The organism is Streptomyces sp. NRRL F-5630 (assembly GCF_000719475.1).
GTDB lineage: Bacteria > Actinomycetota > Actinomycetes > Streptomycetales > Streptomycetaceae > Streptomyces.
In genome coordinates, this window is record NZ_JOGO01000018.1 from 62,734 (window position 1) to 85,782 (window position 23,049).

Genomic DNA, 23,049 nt, shown 5'->3' on the forward strand with positions numbered 1-23,049 from the left:
TCGTGCCGCGGCCCGGGCTCCCGGCGGCGCACCGTTCACCACCGGATCGGCAGCGGCAGCGCGGTGAGCAGCGCCGACACGAGCACGACGAGGGCGAGGAAGAGCAGCTCGGCGCGCGCGGGTGTCGCCGCGTCCCGGCCCGCGCGCAGGTGCCGCCGCGCCCGCCAGGCGAGCGCGGCGATCCCCGCGACGAGCACGGTCTTCGCGAGGAGGACCCGGCCGTAGCCGGTGCCGGTGAGCTGATCGGCGACCGTGCCGGGCGGCATCCGGCGCAGGGTGCTCGCGACGCCCGTCGCGGTGAGCGCGGCGAGCAGGTACGCGGCCGTCCGCGCGTACCGCCCGAGCAGCCGTGCCCCCTCGGGGGCGGGCAGCCGGGGCACCGTCCGCAGCACGGCGAGCAGCCCGCCCGCCCACAGGGCGGCGCAGCTCAGGTGGACGAAGGTGAGGAGGGAGCCGAGCCACGGCGTGGACGGCTCGGGGTGAGCGCGTACGGCCTCGGCGAGGACGACGAGCGCGAGCGGCACGGCGGCGAGGCGGGGCCGTCGCCCGAGCGCGCAGAGCCAGGCGGCCCCGAAGGCGTTCACTTCGAGCAGCGCGAGCCGCCCGTCCCCGCTCTGCGCGAGCGCCCCCGGATCGACCGCGCCGGGGGAGTGGGGCAGGAGGTTCCCGGCGGCGACGACGACGGCGAGCCCGGCAGCCGCGAGCGTCCCGCACAGGGCGGCGGCGGGAGCGAGGGAGCGGGGAGGAGTGGGCCCGCGCCTCAGCCACACCTCCCCGGCCTGCACGCACAGGGCCGCGAGCATGACCCCGCGCAGCCATCCCACCTCCCGGACAGCGGGCGCGGCGGCCTCCCCGGTTCCGCGCAGGGCGAGGTCCGGCCCGAGCAGGGGCACGAGGAACGCCCCGACGACGAGCAACCCGAGGAACACCCCGGCCCGCCGCACCTCCCGCACCCGCGCCCCGCCGTACGCGGCCCCCGACCCCATGTCCGCTCCCTCAGCCACGGAAAGGATCGTTCCGGGCGAAGGGGGCGCACCGCAAGCGATTCGTCCGAAGTGCGCGATACCGGGGCGGAGGCAGGGGCGGGAGGGGAGAGCGCGGACACGGGACCGAAGAGCGCCGGGCCATACGGGAGTTCAGCGTGTCGGGGGTTCAGCATGCGGGGCGGGGTGGGGCGGGTCGCGCCGTGGCGCCGCCGGGTGCCACGTCCCGGGCCGTGGCGGCCCGCCGCGTCACGCCAGGCTCGACGAGCGGACGCGGCCCCGGCGGGGGTGTGTCGAGCAACGCCCGCCCGTGCGGCGCCAACGCCCCCGCCTCACCCCCACTCCGCCCCATCCGTCCCACTCGGCACCGACGCCCGTGCCCAGTCCGCCGGGCCCCCCTCGTACGAGAACGCCGGGAGCGCGTACCGCAGGCGGCCCCACGCGCTGTCGCGCTCCGCCGTGTGCTCCTCCGGCGGGGGCGGGACGGCGGCGGGGAGCGGGGCGCGGGGACCGTCCAGGAGCCAGGCGGCGGTACGGGCCAGGCAGAGGCGGACGAGGCGGGAGCCGCCCGTGCGGGTCTGCTCCGTCAGGGCGCGCAGCACCCCGGCCGCGAGGAGGTACCCCGTACCGTGGTCGAGCGCCTGGGCGGGCAGAGCCCCCGGGCGGCCCTCGCGGTTCGCCTCGACGGCCGCGATCCCCGTCGCCACCTGCACCAGGCTGTCGAAGCCCCGCCGCTGCCCCCACGGACCCGAGCGCCCCCACGCCGAGACCTGCGCGAGCACAAGGCCGGGGCGCCGCGTGGCGAGGCCGTCCGGCGTGAGCCCGAACCGCTCCAGGGCCCCGGGCCGGTAGCCGGTCACCACGACATCGGCCTCGGGGAGCAGTTCCTCGAAGCGCCGCAGCCCCGCGCAGTCGGCGAGGTCCAGCAGCGCGCTGCGCTTGCCGAGACCCGTGTCGGCCTGCTGGTCGGCGAGTTCGGGCATCCCCGGCGGGTCGACGCGCAGGACCTCCGCGCCGAGCAGCGCGAGCGCGCGGGTCGCGACGGGGCCCGCGAGGACCCGTGTCAGGTCGAGCACCCGCACCCCGGCCAGCGGCAGCCCGCCGCTCGGCGCGGTGAAGACGCGCACGGGCGCGTCGTCGATGCGGCCCGCGCTCACGAGCGGCAGTGCCTCCAGGACCCTCGCCTGCGGCCCCGCCCGCCACTCCTCGGGCGCCCGCAGCGCCACGGCGAGGCCCCCGGCCGCGTACACCGCCTCCTCGGTCTCGCGCGCCGCGCGCCGCCGCAGGACGGCGGTGACCTCCTCGGGCCCGGCCCCCGCGCCGAGCCCGAGCGCCTTGAGCAACCGGGCCTGATGGTGCGGGTAGTTGGCGTGTGTACGGACCCAGCCGTCCGCCGTGCGCCAGAACCGCGAGAGCGGCGCGAAGCTCTCGGGCGCGCGCCCTTCGACGCGCAGGAGCCGCTCGCTCGCGAAGGCGGCGGCCACGGCCCGGTCGTCGAGCCGTACCGCGGGCACGGCGCCCCCGTCCCGAACGGAGACGAGTTCGGCGGCGGCGAGCGCGCAGGCCCCCGCGCACGCGGCGGCCAGCTCACGGACCGGGAGGCGCGCGGCGAGTACGCCGGTGTCCTCGTGACGGGTGACGCGGGCGAGCAGGGCGGGGTCGCCACTCAGTGCCGCCCAGGCGGAGGCGAGGCCGGGTGAGGCGGGAGTTTCCATGGGCGCCACTATGGCACTGAGTGCCACGCCGGGGAAGATATTCGGGGAACGCGAAGGGGCGCGAGAGCGCGAAGGGGGTGGGGGCCGCCCGCGGGAGCGTGAAGGGGCGGGGCCGCCCGCGAGAGGCCGCCCCGCCCCGAACCGGAAACCCGGAACCCCGTCCCGGAGACCGGCTACTTCACCGCGTTGAGCGCGTTCGCCACGCCCTCGCCGTAGAAGCCGTTCTTCTTCTTGCCGCCCTCGCACACCGCGTCGATCTCGCCGTCGCCGTCGATGTCGTACGGCGCCCCGCAGGCCGTCTCGTCCGCGCCCGCGTACAGGAGCGCCTTGACGAGTGCCGCCGGGGCGTGCGGGTGGCGGGACTTGATGAGCGCGGCGACACCCGCGACGTGCGGGGACGCCATCGACGTACCGGCCATGTAGCCGTAGCCGCCGCCGGGCAGGGTGCCGAGGATGAGGCCGCTCGTGGCGGGCGGCGCCGGGGTCTGGTAGACCGTCGAGTCGCCGCCGGGCGCGGCGATGTCGATCTGCCCCTTGCCGTAGTTCGAGAACGAGGACTTCAGGCCCTTCGCGCCCGTCGAGGCGACGGTGACGACACCGGGGAGCTGGGTCGGGATGTCGAAGCACTTCGAGGTGTCGACGACGCGGTCACCGGGCGTGGAGTCGTTGGGGCTCGACGGGTCGGTGATCTTCCCGCTCGCGAGGTCGTAGTTCTCGTTCCCGGCCGCCGCGACGTTGACCGTGCCCTTGAGCTCGGCGTACCGCGTCGCGCGCGTGATCGCCTCGACGAGGGCCTTCTGGTCCGGGTCGTTGGTGCAGTTGAAGTACCACGGGTCCGTGTAATAGCTGTTGTTGGTCACGTCCACGCCGTGGTCGGCCGCCCACATGAAGCCGCACACGACGGCCTCGGTGTAGAAGAAGCCCTCGGTCGTGGAGACCTTGATGCCCGCGACCTTCACGCCCGGCGCCACCCCGGTCATGCCGATGCCGTTCTTCGCGGCGGCGATCTCACCGGCCACGTGCGTACCGTGCGGGCTCTCGGCGGCGCTCGGCCGCCAGGCCCCCTCGCTCGTGTCGGGCTTGCCCTTCACGCAGTTGACGGAGGCGCTCCGGTCGAAGTTCGCCGCGAGGTCGGGGTGCGTGTCGTCCACGCCCGTGTCGATGACGCCGACCGTCACCTTGCTGCTGCCGAGGTACTTCTCGTGCGCCTTGTCCGCCTTGATCGCGGCCAGGTCCCACTGGAGCCCTTCCAGCGGGTCCTTGTCCGCGGCCTTGGCGTTGCTCTTCGCGGCGGCGGCGACGTCCGCCTCGGAGAGCTTGATGGGGCTGCCCGTGTCGGTCGTCGACTGGGCGGGGAGCGGGGCGGTCCGCGTCGCCCCCGCGCTCTGCACCCCGGGCACCTTGCGGATCGTGGGCGCGAAGCCCGTTCTGTCCGAGTGCGCGACGATCACGCCGATCTTGTCGTACGCGTGGACGACATCGCCGCCGGCTCTCTCCACCGCCTTGCGGTAGAAGGCCGAATCGGCGAGTCCCGGCAGCACGTTGACGACGTAGCTGGTCGGGGTGCCCACCTCGCTCACGGTCGGGGCTGCGGCCGAGGCGGCCGTGGCGGGCACCACGGCGAGCGCGGTGGCGAGGCCGAGCCCCACGGGTATCGCGAGGGCGCGGCGGGATCGGGCGAAGAGCACCGGCATGGGTTCTCCAGTTCGGGTACGGGACATCTGCGCTGGAAGTGGTACGGGCCGTGCGGTGTGCGAAGCGCCGTACGGGCGCGCCCTGCGGGCGTCCGGTACGGCGCGGGCCGAGCGGTGGCGCACCGGGGCGGAACGGCAACGAACCTGTCCGGCGGATGCGTTCGGACAAGCGCGTGAGCCTCGGCAAAGTGACGCTATTCCCCTCACTCGTGCTCGGCAATCTTTTCCCAAAATCAGGTGCCCCGAAAATTACGTCGCGTTGAACCGGGTCGTGAGCGCCGCCGTGCCGTTGTGCAGGGGGCGGCAGCACCAGCCCCCGCACTTCCGTTGTCCAGAGAGCAGCATGTCCAGTTCCTCACCCTTGTCCCCACCACCCGACCCCGCATCGCGAGGAGATTCCGTGGCCACCGAGACGCCCGAGCCGCACACCGGCTCGCCGCGCGGTGCCGACGCACCCTCGACGGAGCAGTTCGTGGAGGTGCAGGAGAGCGCCGAGTTCGGAGAACTCCGGCGCACGCACCGCTCCTTCGCCTTCCCGCTCACCGTCGCCTTCGTGCTCTGGTACCTGCTCTACGTCCTGCTGTCGAACTACGCCGGCGACTTCATGGGCACCAAGGTCGTCGGCAACATCAACATGGCCCTGGTCCTCGGCCTCGGCCAGTTCCTCACCACCTTCCTCATCGCCTGGTGGTACTCCCGCCACGCCGCGACCAAGCTCGACCCCCGGGCGCAGGCGATCAAGTCCCGTCTGGAGGGCCAGGAATGAGCCAGCCGCTCAGCCTCGCGAGCGGGCTGCCGCTCGCCGCCGAAGGAGCCGGCGAGCACCGCCCGCTGATCATCACGCTCTTCGCGGTCTTCGTCGTCGCGACGCTCGTCATCACCGTCTGGGCGGGCCGCCAGACCCGCGACGCCGCCGACTTCTACGCGGGCGGACGCCAGTTCACCGGCTTCCAGAACGGCCTCGCGGTCTCCGGTGACTACATGTCCGCCGCCTCCTTCCTCGGCATCGCCGGGGCGATCGCGCTCTTCGGCTACGACGGCTTCCTCTACTCCATCGGCTTCCTCGTCGCCTGGCTCGTCGCCCTCCTCCTGGTCGCCGAACCCCTGCGCAACTCCGGTCGCTACACGATGGGCGACGTCCTCGCCTACCGGATGCGCCAGCGCCCGGTCCGCACCGCCGCGGGCGCCTCCACGATCGTCGTCTCGATCTTCTACCTGCTCGCCCAGATGGCCGGGGCAGGTGTCCTCGTCTCCCTGCTCCTCGGCATCACGAGCGACGGCGGCAAGGTCGCGATCGTCGCGCTCGTCGGCGTGCTGATGATCGTCTACGTGACGATCGGCGGCATGAAGGGCACCACCTGGGTGCAGATGGTCAAGGCCGTGCTGCTCATCGTCGGCACCGTCCTCATCACCGTGCTCATCCTGTGGAAGTTCCACTTCAACGTCTCCGAACTCCTCGGCAAGGCCGCCGAGAACAGCGGCAAGGGCTCGGCCTTCCTGGAACCGGGGCTCAAGTACGGGGCGACCGCGACCTCGAAGCTCGACTTCCTCTCGCTCGGCATCGCCCTCGTCCTCGGCACCGCCGGGCTCCCGCACATCCTGATCCGGTTCTACACCGTGCCCACCGCCAAGGCCGCGCGGAAGTCCGTCAACTGGGCGATCGGCATCATCGGCGTCTTCTACCTCATGACGATCGTCCTCGGCTTCGGCGCCGCCGCGCTCCTCAAGCCGAAGGAGATCACCGACTCCAACCCGGCCGGGAACACCGCGGCCCCGCTCGCGGCGCTGGAGATCGGCGGCGGCTCGGGCTCGACGGGCGGCGCGATCCTCCTCGCCGTCATCTCCGCCGTCGCCTTCGCGACGATCCTCGCCGTCGTCGCCGGGCTCACCCTCGCCTCCTCCTCGTCCTTCGCGCACGACATCTACGCGAACGTCATCCGCAAGGGCAAGGCCACCGAGAAGGAGGAGGTCCGCGCCGCGCGCTGGGCCACCGTCGCCATCGGCATCGTCTCGATCGGCCTCGGCGCCCTCGCCCGCGACCTCAACGTCGCCGGACTCGTCGCCCTCGCCTTCGCGGTCGCCGCCTCGGCGAACCTCCCGACGATCCTCTACAGCCTCTTCTGGAAGCGCTTCACCACCCAGGGCGCCCTGTGGTCGATCTACGGCGGCCTCGCCTCCTCGGTCCTCCTCGTGCTCTTCTCGCCGGTCGTCTCCTCCAAGCCCAGCTCGATGTTCCCCGACGTCGACTTCGCCTGGTTCCCGCTGGAGAACCCGGGGCTCATCTCCATCCCGCTCGGCTTCCTGCTCGGCATCCTCGGCACGCTCTTCTCCAAGGACGAGGCGGACAAGGGCAAGTACGCGGAACTGGAGGTGCGGTCCCTCACCGGCACGGGAGCGCACTGACACCCCGTACGCACGCGCCCCGCACCACGACGCGCGCACCGGCACCCGCGCCCGGGCCGCGCCGTCCCCCGCTCGCACACGGGACGGCGCGGCCTCCGCCGTCCGCCACCGGACCACCACGCCTCACCGGCCCGCCCGCGGCCCCCGTCACGTACGCTCGAAGCCCGTCCGTCGTACGAAAGGGAGGCGGGCCGCATGCTCCTCGACACCCACGGCAGGACCGCCACCGATCTGCGGGTCTCCCTCACCGACCGGTGCAACCTGCGCTGCACGTACTGCATGCCGGAGGAAGGGCTCCAGTGGCTCGGGAAGCCCGAGCTGCTCACCGACGAGGAGATCGTCCGCCTCGTCCGCCTCGCCGTGACCCGTCTCGGCGTCACCGACGTCCGCTTCACGGGCGGTGAGCCCCTCCTGCGGCGCGGTCTCGTGGACCTCGTACAGCGCTGCGCGGCACTCGACCCGCGCCCGCGGCTCTCCCTCACGACCAACGGCATCGGCCTCGCCCGCACCGCGACCGCGCTCGCGGAAGCGGGACTCGACCGCGTCAACGTCTCGCTCGACACCCTCGACGCGGAGGTCTTCCACCGCCTGACCCGCCGCGACCGCCACCACGACGTCCTCGCCGGGCTCGCCGCAGCGCGCGACGCCGGGCTCACGCCCGTCAAGGTCAACACCGTCCTCATGCCGGGACTCAACGAGGACGAGGCCCCCGGCCTCCTCGCGTGGGCCCTCGCCGAGGGCTACGAGCTGCGCTTCATCGAGCAGATGCCGCTCGACGCGCAGCACGGCTGGAAGCGCACCGGGATGATCACCGCGGACGACATCCTCCGCTCCCTGCGCACCCGCTTCACCCTCACCCCCGAACCCGGCGCCTCCCGCGGCTCCGCGCCCGCCGAACGCTGGCTCGTGGACGGGGGGCCGGACAGCGTCGGGGTCATCGGCTCCGTCACGCGCCCCTTCTGCGCCGCGTGCGACCGCACCCGCCTCACCGCCGACGGCCAGATCCGCAACTGCCTCTTCGCGACCGAGGAGACCGACCTGCGCGCCCTGCTGCGCTCGGGCGCCGACGACGAGGCCCTGGCCGAGCGGTGGCGCGCGGCGATGTGGGGCAAGAAGGCGGGCTCGGGCCTCGACGACCCGTCCTTCCTCCAGCCCAGCAGGCCGATGTCGGCGATCGGGGGCTGAGCCGGAGGCCGACTGCTCAGCCCCTAACGGCCCCGCGGGCCGCTGAGCCGGCGGCCGACTGCGCAGCCCGGAACCGGCCCTGCGGGAGGCTGGCGGCATTCCGGCCCCGAACCGTCAGCCCTTCACGCTCCGGCGTGCGAGGAACAATGGCCGGGTCTCGTGAGCCGCGCGCCCGGCCGGGTCCCCGGCGCGTTCAGGCGTCTTCGCTCTCCTGCCACTCCGCGAGAGGGACGACGTCCTTCAGGAAGCCCCGCACGCCGAGGAACTGGCCCAGCGTCTCCCGGTGCTCCCCGCACGCGAGCCACGTCTTGCGCCGCTCCGGGGTGTGCAGCTTCGGGTTGTTCCAGGCGAGCACCCACACGGCGGGGGCGCGGCAGCCCTTGGCGGAGCAGATGAGCGTGGTGTCCTCGGGCATGGCAGGGGGGTGCTTTCGGTGCGGGGACAAGGAGGGGCGGGGCGCTGGGGGAGACCCCGGAAAAGGCGACGCCGAGCAGCCACGGGGGGAGCTGCCCGGCGTCGGTCCATCGCTCCGACGGGGGATGCGGAGCGCGCTGAAAGTATGGCACGAGCCCCTTGCCCGGGTGGAGCCGAACCCGGGGATTGGCGTGGAACACTCCCCCGGCGCGGGCCCTTCCGCACGGGCCGTTCCGGCGCCCCGCCCGGCCCCTCAGGCCCGTTGGCCGTGGGGCTCGCCCGGTTCGGCCGGAGCCGGATGGACCGTGCCCTCCAGCGCCGGGCGCTGCGGCGGCGGCACGTACGTGCCGGGCAGCGAGGGGGCGTTCTCGCGGCCCGCGTTGGCGATGACGACGGCGACATAGGGGAGGAAGGCGCCCAGGACGAGCGCCACGATCGCCACGTACCGCTCCACGTTCCACAGCAGCATCGCCGCGATGACAGACGCGGTGCGCACCAGCATCGAGATGACGTACCGGCGTTGCCGGCCGCGCACGTCGTCCTGGAGTCCCGCGCGGGCCCCGGTGATCCGGAAGACCTCTTGTTCCGACTGCTTCCGCGCCACGTTCCACCATCTTTCGACGAACCCGTCTCACGGTACGCCGCGCGGCTCGCGCCGACGAGACCGGGGCCGCCGGGCGGGGCACCCCGCGCCGTACGGACCACTCCGGCGTGCGGCGTACGGCGGCCGGACCGATGCTGGAGACCGGCATCCGCCGCCCGGCGGACGGCAGCGGTCGAGGGAGTGGCACATGGGCTGGATCTGGGCGATCATCGTCGGCTTCGTCCTTGGCTTCATCGCCAAGCTCATCCTGCCGGGCAAGCAGCACAGCCCGCTGTGGCTCGTCGTCGCGATGGGCACCATCGGCGGCCTCGTCGGCAACGGGATCGCCTCCGCGTTCGGCGTCCGCTACACCCACGGCATCGACTGGACCCGCCACCTCTTCCAGCTCATCGCCGCGATCGTCCTGGTCGCGGTGGGGGAGTCGGTGTACAAGGCGGTCAAGAGGGACAACGTCAGACGCTGAGCACCGCCCCGGCGGGGAGACGGCCGCGACGGGGCGCCCCCGAGTACGGGACGGGGGCGCGGCGCCGGTACGGGGACGGGGCCGCCCGCGACGTGTGCGCGGGCGGCCCCGTCCCCGTACTCCTGGGGCAGGGAGGGCGTCAGGCCCCCGTGACCTCCACCGCGGCCAGGTTCTTCTTGCCGCGGCGCAGCACGAGCCAGCGGCCGTGCAGCAGGTCGCCCGCAGCCGGGACGGCGTCCTCGCTCGTGACCTTCGCGTTGTTCACGTAGGCGCCGCCCTCCTTGACGGTGCGGCGCGCGGCGGACTTGCTCGCCACGAGCCCCGTCTCGACGAGCAGGTCCACGACGCTCGCGGGCTCCGCCACGCGCGCCCGGGGCAGCTCGCCCAGCGCCGCCGCGAGCGTCGCCTCGTCCAACTCCGCCAGCTCGCCCTGCCCGAAGAGCGCGCGCGAGGCCGCCACGACGGCCCGGGTCTGCGCCTCGCCGTGCACGAGCGTCGTCAGCTCCTCCGCCAGCGCCCGCTGCGCGGTCCGCGCCTGCGGACGCTCGGCCGTCACGGCCTCCAGCTCCTCCAGTTCGGCACGCGTACGGAAACTGAGGATGCGCGTGTACCGGCTGATGTCGCGGTCGTCGACGTTGAGCCAGAACTGGTAGAAGGCGTACGGCGTCGTCATCGTCGGGTCGAGCCACACGGCGCCGCTCTCGGACTTGCCGAACTTCGTGCCGTCCGCCTTCGTCATGAGCGGCGTCGCGAGCGCGTGCACCTGGGCGCCGGGCTCCACGCGGTGGATGAGGTCCACGCCCGCCGTGAGGTTGCCCCACTGGTCGCTGCCGCCCTGCTGGAGCACGCAGCCGTGCCGCCTGTACAGCTCCAGGAAGTCCATAGCCTGGAGCAACTGGTAGCTGAACTCCGTGTAGGAGATGCCCTGTTCGGACTCCAGGCGGCGGGCCACGGACTCCTTCGTGAGCATCTTGTTGACCCGGAAGTGCTTGCCGACGTCACGCAGGAACGCGATCGCGCTGAGCCCGGAGGTCCAGTCGAGGTTGTTCACCACGCGCGCCGCGCTCGGCCCCTCGAAGTCGAGGAAGGGCTCGATCTGCGCGCGCAGCCGGCTCACCCACTCCGCGATCGTCGCCGGGTCGTTGAGGGTGCGCTCCGCGGTCGGGCGCGGGTCGCCGATCTGCCCGGTGGCGCCGCCGACGAGGGCGAGCGGGCGGTGCCCCGCCTGCTGGAGGCGCCGCACCGTGAGGACCTGCACGAGGTGCCCGACGTGCAATGAGGCCGCGGTCGGGTCGAAGCCGCAATAGAAGGTGACGGGACCGTTCGCGAGCGCCTTGCGCAGGGCTTCCTCGTCGGTGGACTGGGCGAAGAGCCCGCGCCACTTGAGGTCGTCGACGATGTCCGTCACGGTCGTGCACTCCTCGGCTTGGATCGCGCACGGACGGTGAGGGCCGGGCGCGGGATGGTGCGTCCAGTGTATGGGGGACCCGTACACGCCCCGCACCGGTTTTCCCCGTCCGGACGCGCGCCGCCCTTGCCCCCGCCGCGCCCGGGACTGTGGGAACCCCACCAAACGTCGTCGCACGTGCTGTCGGGGGCCGATTCGGTGGGTGCGCCCCGCTACCGATAGTTTCGAGCAGGACAAGTGCGGGACGAGACGGTCCCGGGGCCGCCGCCGCGCGGCGGGGCCGGTCCGCGTCCGTCTTGTCCGTACCAGACCATCGTCGAAAGGGTGATCCGTTGAGCCGCTCGGTTCTCGTCACTGGAGGCAACCGGGGCATCGGCCTCGCCATCGCCCAGGCCTTCGCCGACGCCGGTGACCAGGTCGCCGTCACCTACCGTTCCGGGGAGCCGCCCGCCGGCTTCCTCGGCGTGAAGTGCGACATCACCGACGCCGAGCAGGTCGACCTGGCCTTCAAGGAGGTCGAGGAGAAGCAGGGCCCCGTGGAGGTGCTGGTGTGCAACGCCGGCATCACCAAGGACCAGCTCCTCATGCGCATGTCCGAGGACGACTTCGGCTCGGTCATCGACACGAACCTGACGGGCGCCTTCCGCGTCGTCAAGCGCGCCAACCGCGCGATGCTGCGGGCCCGCAAGGGCAGGGTCGTCCTCCTCTCCTCCGTCGTCGGGCTCCTCGGCTCCGCCGGACAGGCCAACTACGCCGCGTCCAAGGCCGGGCTCGTCGGCTTCGCGCGTTCGCTCGCCCGGGAGCTGGGCTCGCGCAACATCACCTTCAACGTCGTGGCACCCGGTTTCGTCGACACCGACATGACCAAGGTGCTCAGCGAGGAGCAGCGCGCGGGGATCGTCGCGCAGGTGCCGCTCGGCCGCTACGCGGAGCCGAAGGAGATCGCCGCGACCGTGCGTTTCCTCGCCTCCGACGACGCCTCGTACATCACTGGAGCCGTCATCCCGGTTGACGGCGGATTGGGCATGGGTCACTGATCACATGAGCGGAATCCTCGCGGGCAAGCGCGTACTCGTCACGGGCGTCCTCACGGAGGGCTCGATCGCCTTCCACGCGGCCAAGGTCGCGCAGGAGGAGGGCGCGGAAGTCGTCCTCACCGGCTTCGGCCGCCTGAGCCTCGTCGAGCGCATCGCGAAGCGCCTGCCCAAGCCCGCCCCCGTCATCGAGTTGGACGTCACCAACAAGGAGCACCTGGACGCCCTCCCGGGCCGTATCCAGGAGCACTTCGGCGACGACGGCCACATCGACGGCATCGTGCACTCGATCGCCTTCGGCCCGCAGCCGGTCTTCAACTTCCTCGAGGCGGAGTGGGAGGACGTCGCCACGGCCGTCCACGTCTCCGCGTACTCGCTCAAGGCGCTCACGATGGCCTGCATGCCGCTCATGCCGCGCGGCGGCTCGGTCGTCGGCCTCACCTTCGACGCCACGATCGCCTGGCCCAAGTACGACTGGATGGGCGTCGCCAAGGCCGCCCTGGAGTCGACGAACCGCTACCTCGCCCGCGACCTCGGCGCGAAGAACGTGCGGTGCAACCTCATCTCCGCGGGTCCGATCAAGTCGATGGCCGCGAAGTCCATCCCGGGCTTCGAGGAGCTGTCCGACGTGTGGAACACGCGCGCCCCGATCGGCTGGGAGATGTCCGACCCGGAGCCCGCGGGACGTGGCATCGTCGCGCTGCTCTCGGACTTCTTCCCGCGCACGACGGGCGAGATCGTCCACGTGGACGGCGGCGTCCACATGATGGGGGCCTGAGCCCAGCCGCCGCGGCCGAAGGGCGCCCTTCTCCCTGTACGGGATCTCCCGTACGGGGAGGGGCGCCCTTCGCGCGCGTTGCGGAGCCGTTCCGCGGACGTACTGAGCCTTTTCGTGCTCCGTGCGCCGGAGGTGCCTTTCCGTGGGTGTACGGGGCTCCTGCGCGTGCGTACGAGATGCGCCGCCTTGACCCGCGGCCTCGGCCGACGCGGAGCGCGTCGCCGTCTCAGCCCCGCTCCGCCGCCGCGCGTGCCTCGCGCTCCCCGCGGTCGCCCTCGCCCAGGAGCGCCGGGCGGCACATGTAGGGGATGCCGCCCGCCTCGGTCGCGGCCTTCTCGCCGTCCTGGTCCGCGATGGCCCGCAGCAGCGCGCGGTGGTCCAGGTCGTGCTCGGGGGTCATCTCGCCGATGTCCTCGCGCAGCCAGTCCCGCAGCACCTCGCCGAGATCCGCGTACACCTCGGTGATCACGGAGTTGTGCGAGGCCGCGACGACCGCGAGGTGGAAGGTCGCGTCCGCGACGACGAAGTCCTCCGCGTCGCCCGCCTTCCACGCGGCGTCCCTGCGCCGCAGCGCGTTCTCCAGGAGCTTCATGTCCTTCGCGGTACGGCGCTGGGCCGCGAGCCGCGCGGCCGTCGACTCCAGCGCGACCCGCAGCTCGGCGAAGTCGCGCGGGTCGGCCGCGGCGAAGCGGCGCTGCATGACCCCGGCCAGCTCGCTCGTCGCCACGACGTAGGTGCCCGAGCCCTGCCGGATGTCGAGCAGGCCGTTGTGCGCGAGCGCCCGGACCGCCTCACGGACCGTGTTGCGCGCCACACCCAGCTGCTCGACCAGCTCGGACTCGGTCGGGATGCGGGAGCCGATCGGCCACTCGCCCGAGGAGATCGGGGCCCGCAGGGCGGCGATGACCTGCTCGGACAGGGCCGAGCGGCGCGGGGAAGACAGGGGCATGAGCGTCCTAGGAGTCGCGGGCGGGCGGCTGGGGACCGTGCGGGCGGGAGATGACCAGTATGGGAGGCCGGACGACTGGACGCGCAAACATCCCATGATTCTATGATGGGTGCATGGCACCCGAGGAATCAACGTCCCTGCGGTCAGAAACCGCCTCGTCCCCCACTCCCGCACCGAGCGGACCCGCCCCGGGACCCGCCCGCGCCAAGGGCCTGCTCGCGGTCCTCATGCCGGTCGGGATCGTCCTCGCCGCGCTCAACCTGCGCCCCGCCATCACGAGCCTCGGCTCGCTCCTGGAGGAGGTGCGCGACGGGCTCGGCATGAACGGGACCCTCGCCGGGCTGCTCACCTCCGTACCTCCTCTCTGCTTCGCCGTCTTCGGCTCGCTCGCCCCCCGCCTGTCCAGGCGCTTCGGCGCGGGCACCGTGGTCTGCGGCGGCATGGTCGCGATCACCGCCGGGCTCGTCGTCCGGCCCTTCACCGGGTCCACGGCCGGCTTCCTCGCCGCGACCGCGCTCACCCTCGCGGGCATCGCGGTGAGCAACGTGCTCATGCCGGTCGTCGTCAAGAACTGGTTCCCCGACCGCGTCGGCTCGATGACCGGGCTCTACTCGATGGCCCTCGCCATCGGCACCTCGCTCGCCGCCGCCGTCACCGTGCCGCTCAACGACGCGCTCGGCGGCTGGCAGGGCGGCCTCGCGATCTGGGCGGCGCTCGGCGCCGTCGCCGTGGTGCCGTGGGCCGTGCTGAGCCGCCAGGGCCGCGCGGCCGAACGCGAGAGCGCCGCCCACCCCGCCCCGGCGGGACCCGGGGACGCACTGCGCGTCACGCGCAGCCGCACCGCGTGGTCGCTCGCCTGCTTCTTCGGGCTCCAGGCCACCGCCGCGTACATCACCATGGGCTGGATGCCGCAGATCTTCCGCGACGCGGGCATCTCGGCGGGGACCGCCGGCGTCCTCCTCGCGGTGACCATGGCGCTCGGCATCCCGCTCGCCTTCGTCATCCCGCGCGTCGCGATCCGGCTGCCCCAGCAGGGCCCTGTCGTGATCGCCCTCGGCCTGTGCGGGCTCGGCGGCTACCTCGGCCTCGCGCTCGCGCCCGCCGGGGGCGCGTGGATCTGGGCCCTCCTCCTCGGCGTCAGCAACTGCGCCTTCCCGCTCGCCCTCACGATGGTCGGCCTGCGCGCCCGCACCGGGCCCGGCGTCGTCAAGCTCTCCGCCTTCGCGCAGAGCACCGGCTACCTCATCTCCATCCCGGGCCCGCTCCTCGTCGGCGTCCTCAACGACGCGACGGGCGGCTGGGGCGTCCCGATCCTCTTCATGGCCTGCCTCATGGTCCCGCAGATCATCGTCGGCACCCTGGCGGGCCGGAACCGCACGATCGAGGACGAACACCTCGCCAAGGCGGCCTGACCGCCCCGTCCCGCCCGGGACCCGGCCACCTCACCGGGCCCCGGGCGGGACCTCGCCGAGAAGCCCCATAAACTACGCACATGCCCGTGCTCGAACCCAATCCCCAAGGCGGCCAGAAGAAGCTCCTCCTGGTCTTCGGCGCGATGATCGGCATCACGGTGGTGATCGGCATCCTCGCCAGCTTCCTCGCCTGACCCAAAGCCGCGCCCCGCCTGGCAGGGACCACCGGCGACGCCCACCACGCCACGTGGCGAAAGCCGCTGACCGGGGCATCGCACGCTGTCGGGGCTGTTGCCGGGCTGTGGCGGGGAGCCTGCTGCTGCCGGTGCCTGGCCCCGGGAGGCCGCTGCCGGTGCCGCTGCCTGCTGCCGGGACCGGTGCAGGGGACCTGCTGCGGGGAGCCGTTGCCGGGAGCCCCTGCGGCGACCGGCTTCCTCCCCTGCCGCCCGCCCGGAGCGGAGCCGGTGTCGTGGGCCCCGCCCTCGGGAAGTCCGCGCCGCCTTTTGGGATGCTCGTGGTCCGTTGGAGTCTCCGCCTCACCTCCCGGAAGCCCGGTGGCCTCCGGCCTCGCAGTACGTACCCCCGGGGGCCTGCCGGAGGTTCTCGTGGCGCACACGGGCCCTGGCCCGCCGCCTTGCGGAACTCTCGGTGACCGTCTGGAACGCCGCGCCGTGCGCGCCACGCCGCAACTCCAGGCGCCGCGAAGCTTCGCGTCGCCCCCGTGCCTTGGGCTGCCTTCGCGCCTGGGGCCGCCGCCGCAGCTCCTGGCTCCCGCCCAGGTCCGCGTCGTCTTCGCGCCTGCGCCGCCCTCGTGCCTTGGGCCGCCGTCGCAGTTCCGCGCTGTCCGCGCTGTCCGCGCTGTCCGCGCTGTCCGCGCTGTCCGCGCTTTGCGCCACCCCTCGCTTTGGCCTCCCCTCCGACCCTGGGTCACCTTCTCGCAACTCTGCGTTGCCGCCCGGGAACTCCGCCGCCCCGCCATCCGTTCAAGGCCCGCAGGGGGCCCGCCCATCCCCTAGGGAATCCGTTCGAGCGGCCTCAGGGTTCTCTCCGGGACATCCCCTAAGGGTTCGGGCCGGAAAAGATCAGGGTCGAGTGGGGGGAAAACCCGATAGGCGCGGGCGCTTCGGGGCCGTAGCGTCGTAGGTGAGGCGCCGGGCGTTCCGGCGTGCACCGCGACCGGGGGAGACGGCATGACCACGCAGGTTGACAGCAGGGGCGAGCCGCCCGCGTCCGCACCCGTACAGTCCCGGCTGCCCTGGTGGGCGCTCGCCCTGCCCACCCTCGCCTTCCTCGTCCTGCTCGCCCTTGTCGCGCAGCCGGGCGAGGCACACGCGGCGGTCTCCTCACCAGGTCTCACTGATCTCCTGGACCGGCTCGGCGCCTTCCTCGGCGGCCTCATCGGCTGAGCCGCGTCGCCCCCTGGTCACTCCTGCGGGGGGAGTGCGCAACTCCCGCCGCCAGGCAGCCCCTTTCGTGCGAAGCTGGGACGTATGAGCGCCGCTGTGTCCTCCGGGGGGATGTCCGCCCCCGCTCCCGCCACCACCCGTAAGCTCGTGCTGCTGCGTCACGCGAAGGCCGACTGGCCCGAGGGCTCCGACCACGACCGACCGCTCGCCGAGCGGGGCCGCAAGGACGCCCCCGCCGCCGGGCGCAGGCTCGCGGACCTCGGCATCGCCGCCGACCTCGCGCTGTGCTCCACCGCCCGCCGCACGCGTGAGACATGGAAGCTCGCCGTCTCCGAACTCCCCGAGCGCCCGCGCACGGTCTACGAGGAGCGCATCTACGAGGCCGCCCCCGGCGCCCTCATCGAGCTGCTCAACGAGGTGGACGACGAGGCCGCCACCGTGCTCCTCATCGGCCACAACCCCGGCGTCCAGGCCCTCACCGGGATTCTCGCGGGCAGCGTCGTCGGCGAACGTGCGGCCCGCCTCAGCGGCCGCGACTTCCCCACGGCGGCCTTCTCCGTGCTGGAGTTCACGGGACCGTGGAAGTCCCTGGAACCGGGAGTCGCGACCCTCACCGACTACTGGGCGCCGCACGAGGCCTGAGCGCGTAAGGCTGCGGCCCCGCTCCCGTACGCGGGGGAGCGGGGCCGCGCGGCCCCGAAGCCGCACGCCGGGAAGCCGCCCAGCTCCGAGGAGCCAGGACCCGGTGGGCCGAGCCGGCCCGTCGCCCACCACTCAGGGAGCCCCGGCCCGGCGGCCGAACCGTCCCCCCGCCCAGCCCTCACGGAGCCCCGGCCCCGGCCCGGCCGCCCACCGGACTGCGTGCCGACCCGCCGCTGATCCCGGGGGCCCCGCCCCGGCAGGCCCCTCCGCCCCGCCGTCGCTGAACCCCGCCGCCGCTCAGCCACTTCGAGCGCTGGCCCCCTCAGTCCTCCACCGCTCCGTCCGCCGCCTCGACCTCTTCCCGGGTGATCCCGAGGAGGTAGAGCACGGTGTCGAGGAAGGGCACGTTCACCGAGGTGTGCGCCGCTTCCCGCACCACCGGCTTCGCGTTGAAGGCGACGCCGAGCCCCGCCGTGTTGAGCATGTCGAGGTCATTGGCCCCGTCGCCGATCGCGACGGTCTGCGCCAGCGGCACCCCCGCCTGCTCGGCGAAGCGCCGCAGCAGCCGCGCCTTGCCCGCCCGGTCCACGATCTCGCCCGTCACCCGCCCGGTGAGCCTGCCGTCCACTATCTCCAGCGTGTTGGCGGCGGCGAAGTCCAGCCCGAGGCGTTCCCGCAGCTCGTCGGTGACCTGCGTGAAGCCGCCCGAGACCACGCCCACCTGGTAGCCGAGCCGCTTCAGGGTGCGGATCAGCGTGCGCGCTCCCGGCGTGAGCCGCACCTCCGCACGCACCTTCTCCACGACCGAGGCGTCGAGCCCGGCGAGCAGCGCGACCCGCGCGTGCAGGGACTGCGCGAAGTCCAGTTCGCCGCGCATCGCCGACTCCGTGACCCGCGCCACCTCCGCCTCGCAGCCCGCGTGCGCGGCGAACAGCTCGATCACCTCGTCCTGGATCAGCGTCGAGTCGACGTCCATGACGACGAGCCGCTGCGCGCGCCGCTGGAGCCCGGCGGCGACCACGGCGATATCCACGCCGAACTCCCCGGCACGCGGCGCGAGCGCCGAGCGGAGGGTGTCGGCGGGCACGCCGGAGACGGCGAACTCCACTGCGGTCACGGGGTACTTGGCGAGCCGGAAGACGCGGTCGATATTCCCCCCGGCCCCCGTGATGCGCGAGGCGATCGCGGCGGTCGACTCGGCGGTCAGCGGGTTCCCGAGGACAGTGACGTGCGAGCGACCCGTACCGCGCGGCCTGTTGTCGCCCGTACCGGAGATGATCTCGGCCGAGAGCCCCCAGGACTCCGCCCAGCTGTGGACGGTCGCCCGCAACTCGCCCTCGTGGACCCCGGGCGGCGCGGTCACGAGGGCGCACAGCACGATGCGGCCCCGCGTGACGACCTGCTCGATGTCCACGACGTCCACGCCGTACCCGGCGAGCGTGTCGAAGAGGCCGGCGGTGAGGCCGGGGCGGTCCTTGCCGAAGATCTTGACGAGAAGAGTCGGCAGGTCCTCGGACGCCGACGCCGCAGACAGTGATGCGCTCATGGTGCCCCTACCGTATCGGCCGCCGCCGCGCACAAGAACGCCGTCCCGCAGGCCGGACACCTGGCCCCCGCCCCGGCCGCCCCCCTTCTCCCCGCCTCCCGCCTCCCGGCCCGCGCCTCCCGGCCCGCGCCTCCGGTACCCGGCTCCCGCCGCCGTTACCGGGACGGAATCTCGTCCCGGCTTCCACCCCGGCGCCTCCGCCTGGAATAGTGCTGCCGCACGCAGAGCAGATCTTCCCCGGACGCGGAAAGTGACAATCCCGTCGACGGGGCCATGGGGGACACAGGCATATGGGGCTCGCGGTACCGGCATACGTACTGGAACTCAACGGCAGGACCTGGACGCTCGATCCGGGCAGGACATACACGGTGGGACGTGATCCGCAGGCGGACATCGTGGCCGAGGACGCCAGGGTCTCCTGGCGCCACGCCACCCTCGGCTGGACCGCGTCGGGCTGGACGATCGACGACGGCGGCAGCACCAACGGCACCTTCGTGGAGGGCCGCAGGGTCACCCGCGCGGTCCTCGGCCCCGGCACCGTGATCCACCTCGGCAACGCGAGCGACGGCCCACGCCTCACCGCCCGCCCCGCCGAGCAGCCCGCCGCCGGACCGGCGGCCGGTTCCGTGCCGCGACAGCAGGACGCGGCGCAGAGCCCGGCGCGGCAGCCGGCCGCACGCCAGCCCGCCCAGCCATCGGCCGCACGGCAGCCCGTACGAGAGCAGCCCGCCTCGCTCCCGGAGCAGCCCGCCCCGCCCGCACGGAACCACCCGCCGTCCCCCGACCCGCGCCCGGGACCCGGCCCCGTCGCGGACGCGCGCCCCGCCACCGACCCCCGCCCCCACCAGGGCCGCCCCTCTGCCGGCGACCGCAGCCCCACGACCTTCCACCAGATGGCCGTGGGCCGCCGGATGAGCATCGGGCGTGCCCTGGAGAACGACCTCGTCGTCTCCGACCTCCAGGTCTCGCGGCACCATGCCGAGTTCCACGCGACGCCCGAGGGCCGCTTCGAGATACGCGACCTCGGCTCGCACAACGGCACGTACGTCAACGGGCAGCCGCTGCCCAAGTCCGGGAGCGCCCGGCTCGGCCCGCAGGACACCGTGGGCGTCGGCCACTCCACCTTCCGGCTCGTCGAGGGGCGCCTGGAGGAGTTCGTCGACTCCGGTGAGGTCTCCTTCGCGGCCCGCCACCTCACCGTCGAGGTCGACGGCGGCAAGCAGATCCTCAAGGACGTCTCCTTCGGCGTCCCGGAGAAGTCCCTCGTCGCGGTGATCGGCCCCTCGGGTTCGGGCAAGTCCACACTGCTCAAGGCCCTCACCGGCTACCGCCCCGCCGACCAGGGCACGGTCCTGTACGACCACCGCGACCTGTACAAGCAGTTCGCCGAGCTGCGCCAGCGCATCGGGCTCGTCCCGCAGGACGACATCCTGCACAAGGAACTCACCGTGCGCCGCGCCCTGCGCTACGCGGCCAAGCTCCGCTTCCCCGCCGACACGAGCGAGCAGGAGCGCCAGGACCGCATCACCGAGGTGCTGCGCGAGCTGAAGCTCGACATCCACCAGGACAAGAAGGTCACCTCGCTCTCCGGCGGCCAGCGCAAACGCGTCTCGGTCGCCCTCGAACTGCTCACGAAGCCCTCGCTGATCTTCCTCGACGAGCCGACCTCGGGCCTCGACCCGGGCATGGACCGCGATGTGATGCAGCTCCTGCGCGGTCTCGCCGACGACGGCCGCACGGTCCTCGTCGTGACGCACTCGGTCGCCGAGCTGTCACTGTGCGACAAGCTGCTCGTCATGGCGCCCGGCGGCTCCGTCGCCTACTTCGGGCCACCGGCCGAGGCGCTCACCTTCTTCGGCTACACGAGCTGGGCGGACGTCTTCTCGGCCTTCGAGGAGTACCGGGACTACGACTGGGCGGGCCGCTGGAAGGGCTCGCAGCACTACCAGCTGTACGCGGCCGAAGCGGACGTCGCCGCCTCGCAGCCCGTGCCCGTGCTCGGCCAGAGCCCGGCGACGCTGCGGCCGACGAAGCCGCAGGGCTGGTTCGCACAGCTGCGGACCCTCACCGTGCGCTACCTCGCGGTGCTCGCGTCCGACCGCTTCTTCATGGCGCTCATGGTCGTCCTGCCCGTGGTGCTCGGCGTCGTCTCGGTGATCATCCCGGCGAAGTTCGGCCTCGCCCCGCCGACCCCGCCCTCGCGCTTCAACAGCGCGGCCGGGATGATCCTCATGATCCTCGTCGTGGGCATCTGCCTCGCGGGAGCGGCCAACTCCGTCCGCGAACTGATCAAGGAACGGGTCATCTACGAACGGGAACGGGCCACCGGGCTCTCCCGCTCCGCGTACCTCATGTCGAAGGTCCTCGTCCTCGGCGTGGTCACGGCGCTCCAGGGCGTCATCATGACCCTCATCGGCACGAGCAGCCGCGCGCTGCCCGCCGAGGGCCTCGTCCTGCCGCCCGCCGCCGAGATCGGTGTCGCCGTCATCGCGATGGGGCTCACGTCCATGGTCGTCGGCCTGGTGATCTCCGCGCTCGTGCGCACGAGCGAGATGACGATGCCGCTCCTCGTGATGTTCGCGATCGTCCAGCTCGTCTTCACCGGCACGCTCTTCCAGATCTTCGACAGCCCCGGCCTCGAACAGCTCGCCTGGCTCATGCCCTCGCGCTGGGCGGTCGCGGCGGCGGGCGCCACGACCGACCTGGCGCACCTCATGCCGCCGTGGGACGAGAAGCGCCCCGGGAACCTCGATCCGCTCTGGGAGCACACGAGCGCCCAGTGGGGCGTGAACATCGCCGTCCTGCTCGGTATCGCCGTCGTCCTGCTCCTCGTCGTCTCACGCCTCCTGCGACGGCACGAGCCGGAGGTCATGCGGAAGTAAGGGGAGACCCGCACGCAGCGCGGCTCCCGCGCCCGCACGCAGCGGCTCCCGCGCCCGCACGCAACGTGGCCTCCGCGCCGATACGCAGCGCGGCCCCCGCGTACGCAGCCCGCCCCCGCCCGCCTCCGGTTCCCCCCGCCCGCTCCCGTACGCGGGCATGCCGCGAGGGCGGCACCCGGATCCGGGTGCCGCCCTCGCGGCTGGTCAATAGGGGGCCATGGGCACGACCCCGTCTCTCCCGCTCAGCACTCCCCGTACGCCGGGTCGGCGCGTGGTGGAGTCTCTGCCGGGGCTCCGCCGGGCTCAGCCCGCGCGGTCTCGGGGGAATGCTCAGTAGGCCGAGTTGACGTTGTCCATCGAGCCGTAACGCTCGGCGGCGTAGTTGGCGGCGGCGGTGATGTTCGCGACCGGGTCGTAGATGTCGTGCGAGGTGCCCTCGACGTGCCAGTGGTCGAAGGTCGGCTGGATCACCTGGAGCAGACCCTTGGAGGGGATGCCGTTCTGGGCGTTGATGTCCCAGAGGTTGATCGCCCGGGTGTTGCCGGAGGACTCGCGCATGATGTTGCGGTGCAGACCCTCGTACGAGCCGGGGATGCCCTTCGCCTTCATGATGTCGAGCGACTCGCGGATCCAGCCGTCCAGGTTGTTCGGGTAGCTCTTGACGGCCTTGCGCTCGGCGTTGCGGCTCGCGGCCTGCTTCGTGGCGCGGTCCTTCGTGGCCTTCGTCTTCGCCTCGGCGGCCTTGATCTTCGCCTCGGCGGCCTTCGCCTGCTCGGAGGCACCGGCCTGCTGGTTGGTGATGCTGGCGTGCAGCTCCTTGGCCTGCGCGTTGCCGCCGGTCAGGCTGCTGTACGCGGCCGGCTCGGAAGCGGTGACGCTCTGCGAGGCGGAGGAGGAACCGCTCGTCGCGGGGATCGCGATGCCACAGGCGAGGACGGCGGCCGAGACGCTGCCTATACCCGCGAGCTGGAGCTTCTGGGTGCGGCTGAGGTTGCCGCCGCGCAGTGCGGCCGGAACGGCGCCCGCGACCTTGGCCTGGGCGGTGCCGACCTGCTCGCCGAACTTGCTGGAGGAGACGCGCTGCTGGATCGAGCCGAGCTGGCTGGTGACCTGACGACGACCGTCGTTGATTCGCTTCTGGGCGTTGCGGATGCGAGTGGAGATGTCAGACATGGCAGATGTGACCTCTTCGTGTAAGCGGGGAGGTCGCTCTCGGCCGCGGGGGACGAATGTTTTTCCCGGCCTGGCGCCGGGTAGAGACCGACGCCGAGCGACGGGTGCCATTGTTAGCGGTCGCAAAAATCCGTGGCAAAGATGTGACGTACGATGCGGCTTAGTTATATAGGGTCCGTTTTGGGCCCTATGGGGCCGCAAAACCCCCGCTCGTATCGGACATACGGCATGTACTACGCAAGTTCGTACGTGACGCGCGCCCTATGCCCGTCCTCACAAGCCGCTCATCCGAATCTCACGAACCGTTGCTTGAGCAAAGCGGAGGGTGTGCGGAATCCGGCCCCCGGGAGGCCCTCCA

The 23,049-nt window shown here is 72.8% G+C and carries 20 protein-coding genes; 11 read left to right on the forward strand and 9 right to left on the reverse strand.

Annotated features, from left to right (window positions below):
- Window positions 1-35: 35 nt before the first annotated feature.
- The 3 genes from IF99_RS0111525 to IF99_RS0111535 form a co-directional block, all read right to left on the reverse strand.
- Complete coding sequence (locus IF99_RS0111525) at window positions 36-986, reverse strand: CopD family protein (protein WP_030996315.1); 951 nt, start codon at window positions 984-986, stop codon at window positions 36-38.
- Between the two features lie 329 nt (window positions 987-1,315).
- Window positions 1,316-2,698 carry a CoA transferase gene (locus IF99_RS0111530; RefSeq protein ID WP_030996316.1) on the reverse strand — a complete coding sequence of 461 codons (1,383 nt, stop codon included), beginning with the start codon at window positions 2,696-2,698 and terminating at the stop codon, window positions 1,316-1,318.
- Window positions 2,699-2,871: 173 nt separating this feature from the next.
- Complete coding sequence (locus tag IF99_RS0111535) at window positions 2,872-4,392, reverse strand: S8 family peptidase (protein ID WP_030996317.1); 1,521 nt, start codon at window positions 4,390-4,392, stop codon at window positions 2,872-2,874.
- 400 nt (window positions 4,393-4,792) lie between these two features.
- On the opposite strand from IF99_RS0111535, the gene IF99_RS0111540 reads away from it, so the two are divergent.
- The 3 genes from IF99_RS0111540 (at window position 4,793) to moaA (ending at window position 7,980) form a co-directional block, all read left to right on the forward strand.
- Entirely contained in the window at window positions 4,793-5,158 is a 366-nt protein-coding gene (locus IF99_RS0111540; RefSeq protein WP_030996318.1) for a DUF485 domain-containing protein, read from the forward strand.
- Window positions 5,155-6,795 (forward strand): cation acetate symporter, encoded by a 1,641-nt coding sequence (locus IF99_RS0111545; protein WP_030996319.1) that lies wholly within the window; start codon window positions 5,155-5,157, stop codon window positions 6,793-6,795. The genes IF99_RS0111540 and IF99_RS0111545 overlap by 4 nt, the downstream gene beginning before the upstream one ends.
- A gap of 195 nt (window positions 6,796-6,990) precedes the next feature.
- A complete protein-coding gene (gene moaA / locus IF99_RS0111550) occupies window positions 6,991-7,980 on the forward strand; it encodes a GTP 3',8-cyclase MoaA (RefSeq protein ID WP_030996320.1) in 990 nt (329 codons plus the stop codon).
- Window positions 7,981-8,173: 193 nt separating this feature from the next.
- Here moaA and IF99_RS0111555 read toward each other — a convergent pair whose 3' ends face one another.
- Complete coding sequence (locus IF99_RS0111555; protein ID WP_030996321.1) at window positions 8,174-8,395, reverse strand: hypothetical protein; 222 nt, start codon at window positions 8,393-8,395, stop codon at window positions 8,174-8,176.
- Between the two features lie 252 nt (window positions 8,396-8,647).
- On the reverse strand, window positions 8,648-8,998 hold the full coding sequence (locus IF99_RS0111560) for a DUF3099 domain-containing protein (RefSeq protein WP_030996322.1): 351 nt from the start codon (window positions 8,996-8,998) through the stop codon (window positions 8,648-8,650).
- Between the two features lie 187 nt (window positions 8,999-9,185).
- Here IF99_RS0111560 and IF99_RS0111565 point away from each other — a divergent pair, with 187 nt between their 5' ends.
- Window positions 9,186-9,461, forward strand: coding sequence for a GlsB/YeaQ/YmgE family stress response membrane protein (locus IF99_RS0111565; protein WP_030996323.1), 276 nt, complete (start codon window positions 9,186-9,188; stop codon window positions 9,459-9,461).
- A gap of 139 nt (window positions 9,462-9,600) precedes the next feature.
- On the opposite strand, the gene tyrS is transcribed toward IF99_RS0111565, so the two are convergent.
- On the reverse strand, window positions 9,601-10,869 hold the full coding sequence (tyrS, locus tag IF99_RS0111570; protein ID WP_030996324.1) for a tyrosine--tRNA ligase: 1,269 nt from the start codon (window positions 10,867-10,869) through the stop codon (window positions 9,601-9,603).
- Window positions 10,870-11,201: 332 nt separating this feature from the next.
- Here tyrS and fabG point away from each other — a divergent pair, with 332 nt between their 5' ends.
- Both fabG and fabI read left to right on the forward strand, forming a co-directional pair.
- Window positions 11,202-11,906 (forward strand): 3-oxoacyl-[acyl-carrier-protein] reductase, encoded by a 705-nt coding sequence (gene fabG / locus IF99_RS0111575; protein ID WP_030996325.1) that lies wholly within the window; start codon window positions 11,202-11,204, stop codon window positions 11,904-11,906.
- A gap of 4 nt (window positions 11,907-11,910) precedes the next feature.
- A complete protein-coding gene (gene fabI, locus IF99_RS0111580) occupies window positions 11,911-12,681 on the forward strand; it encodes an enoyl-ACP reductase FabI (protein WP_030996326.1) in 771 nt (256 codons plus the stop codon).
- Between the two features lie 226 nt (window positions 12,682-12,907).
- On the opposite strand, the gene IF99_RS0111585 is transcribed toward fabI, so the two are convergent.
- Window positions 12,908-13,630 (reverse strand): FadR/GntR family transcriptional regulator, encoded by a 723-nt coding sequence (locus tag IF99_RS0111585; protein WP_030996327.1) that lies wholly within the window; start codon window positions 13,628-13,630, stop codon window positions 12,908-12,910.
- Between the two features lie 113 nt (window positions 13,631-13,743).
- Between IF99_RS0111585 and IF99_RS0111590 the strand changes: the two genes are divergently transcribed.
- The 4 genes from IF99_RS0111590 (at window position 13,744) to IF99_RS0111605 (ending at window position 17,090) form a co-directional block, all read left to right on the forward strand.
- Entirely contained in the window at window positions 13,744-15,042 is a 1,299-nt protein-coding gene (locus IF99_RS0111590) for a CynX/NimT family MFS transporter (RefSeq protein ID WP_030996328.1), read from the forward strand.
- Between the two features lie 80 nt (window positions 15,043-15,122).
- On the forward strand, window positions 15,123-15,236 hold the full coding sequence (locus IF99_RS35460) for an SGM_5486 family transporter-associated protein (protein ID WP_007828714.1): 114 nt from the start codon (window positions 15,123-15,125) through the stop codon (window positions 15,234-15,236).
- A 996-nt stretch (window positions 15,237-16,232) separates the two neighbouring features.
- Entirely contained in the window at window positions 16,233-16,448 is a 216-nt protein-coding gene (locus IF99_RS0111600) for a hypothetical protein (protein ID WP_030996329.1), read from the forward strand.
- An 84-nt stretch (window positions 16,449-16,532) separates the two neighbouring features.
- Complete coding sequence (locus IF99_RS0111605) at window positions 16,533-17,090, forward strand: SixA phosphatase family protein (RefSeq protein WP_037826783.1); 558 nt, start codon at window positions 16,533-16,535, stop codon at window positions 17,088-17,090.
- Window positions 17,091-17,412: 322 nt separating this feature from the next.
- Here IF99_RS0111605 and serB read toward each other — a convergent pair whose 3' ends face one another.
- Complete coding sequence (serB, locus tag IF99_RS0111610; protein ID WP_030996331.1) at window positions 17,413-18,636, reverse strand: phosphoserine phosphatase SerB; 1,224 nt, start codon at window positions 18,634-18,636, stop codon at window positions 17,413-17,415.
- A 290-nt stretch (window positions 18,637-18,926) separates the two neighbouring features.
- On the opposite strand from serB, the gene IF99_RS0111615 reads away from it, so the two are divergent.
- Entirely contained in the window at window positions 18,927-21,518 is a 2,592-nt protein-coding gene (locus tag IF99_RS0111615) for an FHA domain-containing protein (protein ID WP_030996332.1), read from the forward strand.
- A gap of 330 nt (window positions 21,519-21,848) precedes the next feature.
- Here IF99_RS0111615 and IF99_RS0111620 read toward each other — a convergent pair whose 3' ends face one another.
- Window positions 21,849-22,691 carry a transglycosylase SLT domain-containing protein gene (locus tag IF99_RS0111620; RefSeq protein ID WP_030996333.1) on the reverse strand — a complete coding sequence of 281 codons (843 nt, stop codon included), beginning with the start codon at window positions 22,689-22,691 and terminating at the stop codon, window positions 21,849-21,851.
- Window positions 22,692-23,049: the final 358 nt, after the last annotated feature.

What these genes read in the sequence shown, in the direction of transcription:
- moaA (WP_030996320.1), top strand. Translation starts at nt 6,991, where the DNA reads ATGCTCCTCGACACCCACGGCAGGACCGCCACCGATCTGCGGGTCTCC.
- IF99_RS0111565 (WP_030996323.1), top strand. Translation starts at nt 9,186, where the DNA reads ATGGGCTGGATCTGGGCGATCATCGTCGGCTTCGTCCTTGGCTTCATC.
- serB (WP_030996331.1), bottom strand. Translation starts at nt 18,636, where the DNA reads ATGAGCGCATCACTGTCTGCGGCGTCGGCGTCCGAGGACCTGCCGACT.
- IF99_RS0111585 (WP_030996327.1), bottom strand. Translation starts at nt 13,630, where the DNA reads ATGCCCCTGTCTTCCCCGCGCCGCTCGGCCCTGTCCGAGCAGGTCATC.
- IF99_RS0111545 (WP_030996319.1), top strand. Translation starts at nt 5,155, where the DNA reads ATGAGCCAGCCGCTCAGCCTCGCGAGCGGGCTGCCGCTCGCCGCCGAA.
- IF99_RS0111525 (WP_030996315.1), bottom strand. Translation starts at nt 986, where the DNA reads ATGGGGTCGGGGGCCGCGTACGGCGGGGCGCGGGTGCGGGAGGTGCGG.
- IF99_RS0111605 (WP_037826783.1), top strand. Translation starts at nt 16,533, where the DNA reads ATGAGCGCCGCTGTGTCCTCCGGGGGGATGTCCGCCCCCGCTCCCGCC.
- IF99_RS0111620 (WP_030996333.1), bottom strand. Translation starts at nt 22,691, where the DNA reads ATGTCTGACATCTCCACTCGCATCCGCAACGCCCAGAAGCGAATCAAC.
- IF99_RS35460 (WP_007828714.1), top strand. Translation starts at nt 15,123, where the DNA reads ATGCCCGTGCTCGAACCCAATCCCCAAGGCGGCCAGAAGAAGCTCCTC.
- IF99_RS0111530 (WP_030996316.1), bottom strand. Translation starts at nt 2,698, where the DNA reads ATGGAAACTCCCGCCTCACCCGGCCTCGCCTCCGCCTGGGCGGCACTG.
- IF99_RS0111535 (WP_030996317.1), bottom strand. Translation starts at nt 4,392, where the DNA reads ATGCCGGTGCTCTTCGCCCGATCCCGCCGCGCCCTCGCGATACCCGTG.
- IF99_RS0111600 (WP_030996329.1), top strand. Translation starts at nt 16,233, where the DNA reads ATGACCACGCAGGTTGACAGCAGGGGCGAGCCGCCCGCGTCCGCACCC.
- IF99_RS0111555 (WP_030996321.1), bottom strand. Translation starts at nt 8,395, where the DNA reads ATGCCCGAGGACACCACGCTCATCTGCTCCGCCAAGGGCTGCCGCGCC.
- IF99_RS0111590 (WP_030996328.1), top strand. Translation starts at nt 13,744, where the DNA reads ATGGCACCCGAGGAATCAACGTCCCTGCGGTCAGAAACCGCCTCGTCC.
- IF99_RS0111615 (WP_030996332.1), top strand. Translation starts at nt 18,927, where the DNA reads ATGGGGCTCGCGGTACCGGCATACGTACTGGAACTCAACGGCAGGACC.
- fabI (WP_030996326.1), top strand. Translation starts at nt 11,911, where the DNA reads ATGAGCGGAATCCTCGCGGGCAAGCGCGTACTCGTCACGGGCGTCCTC.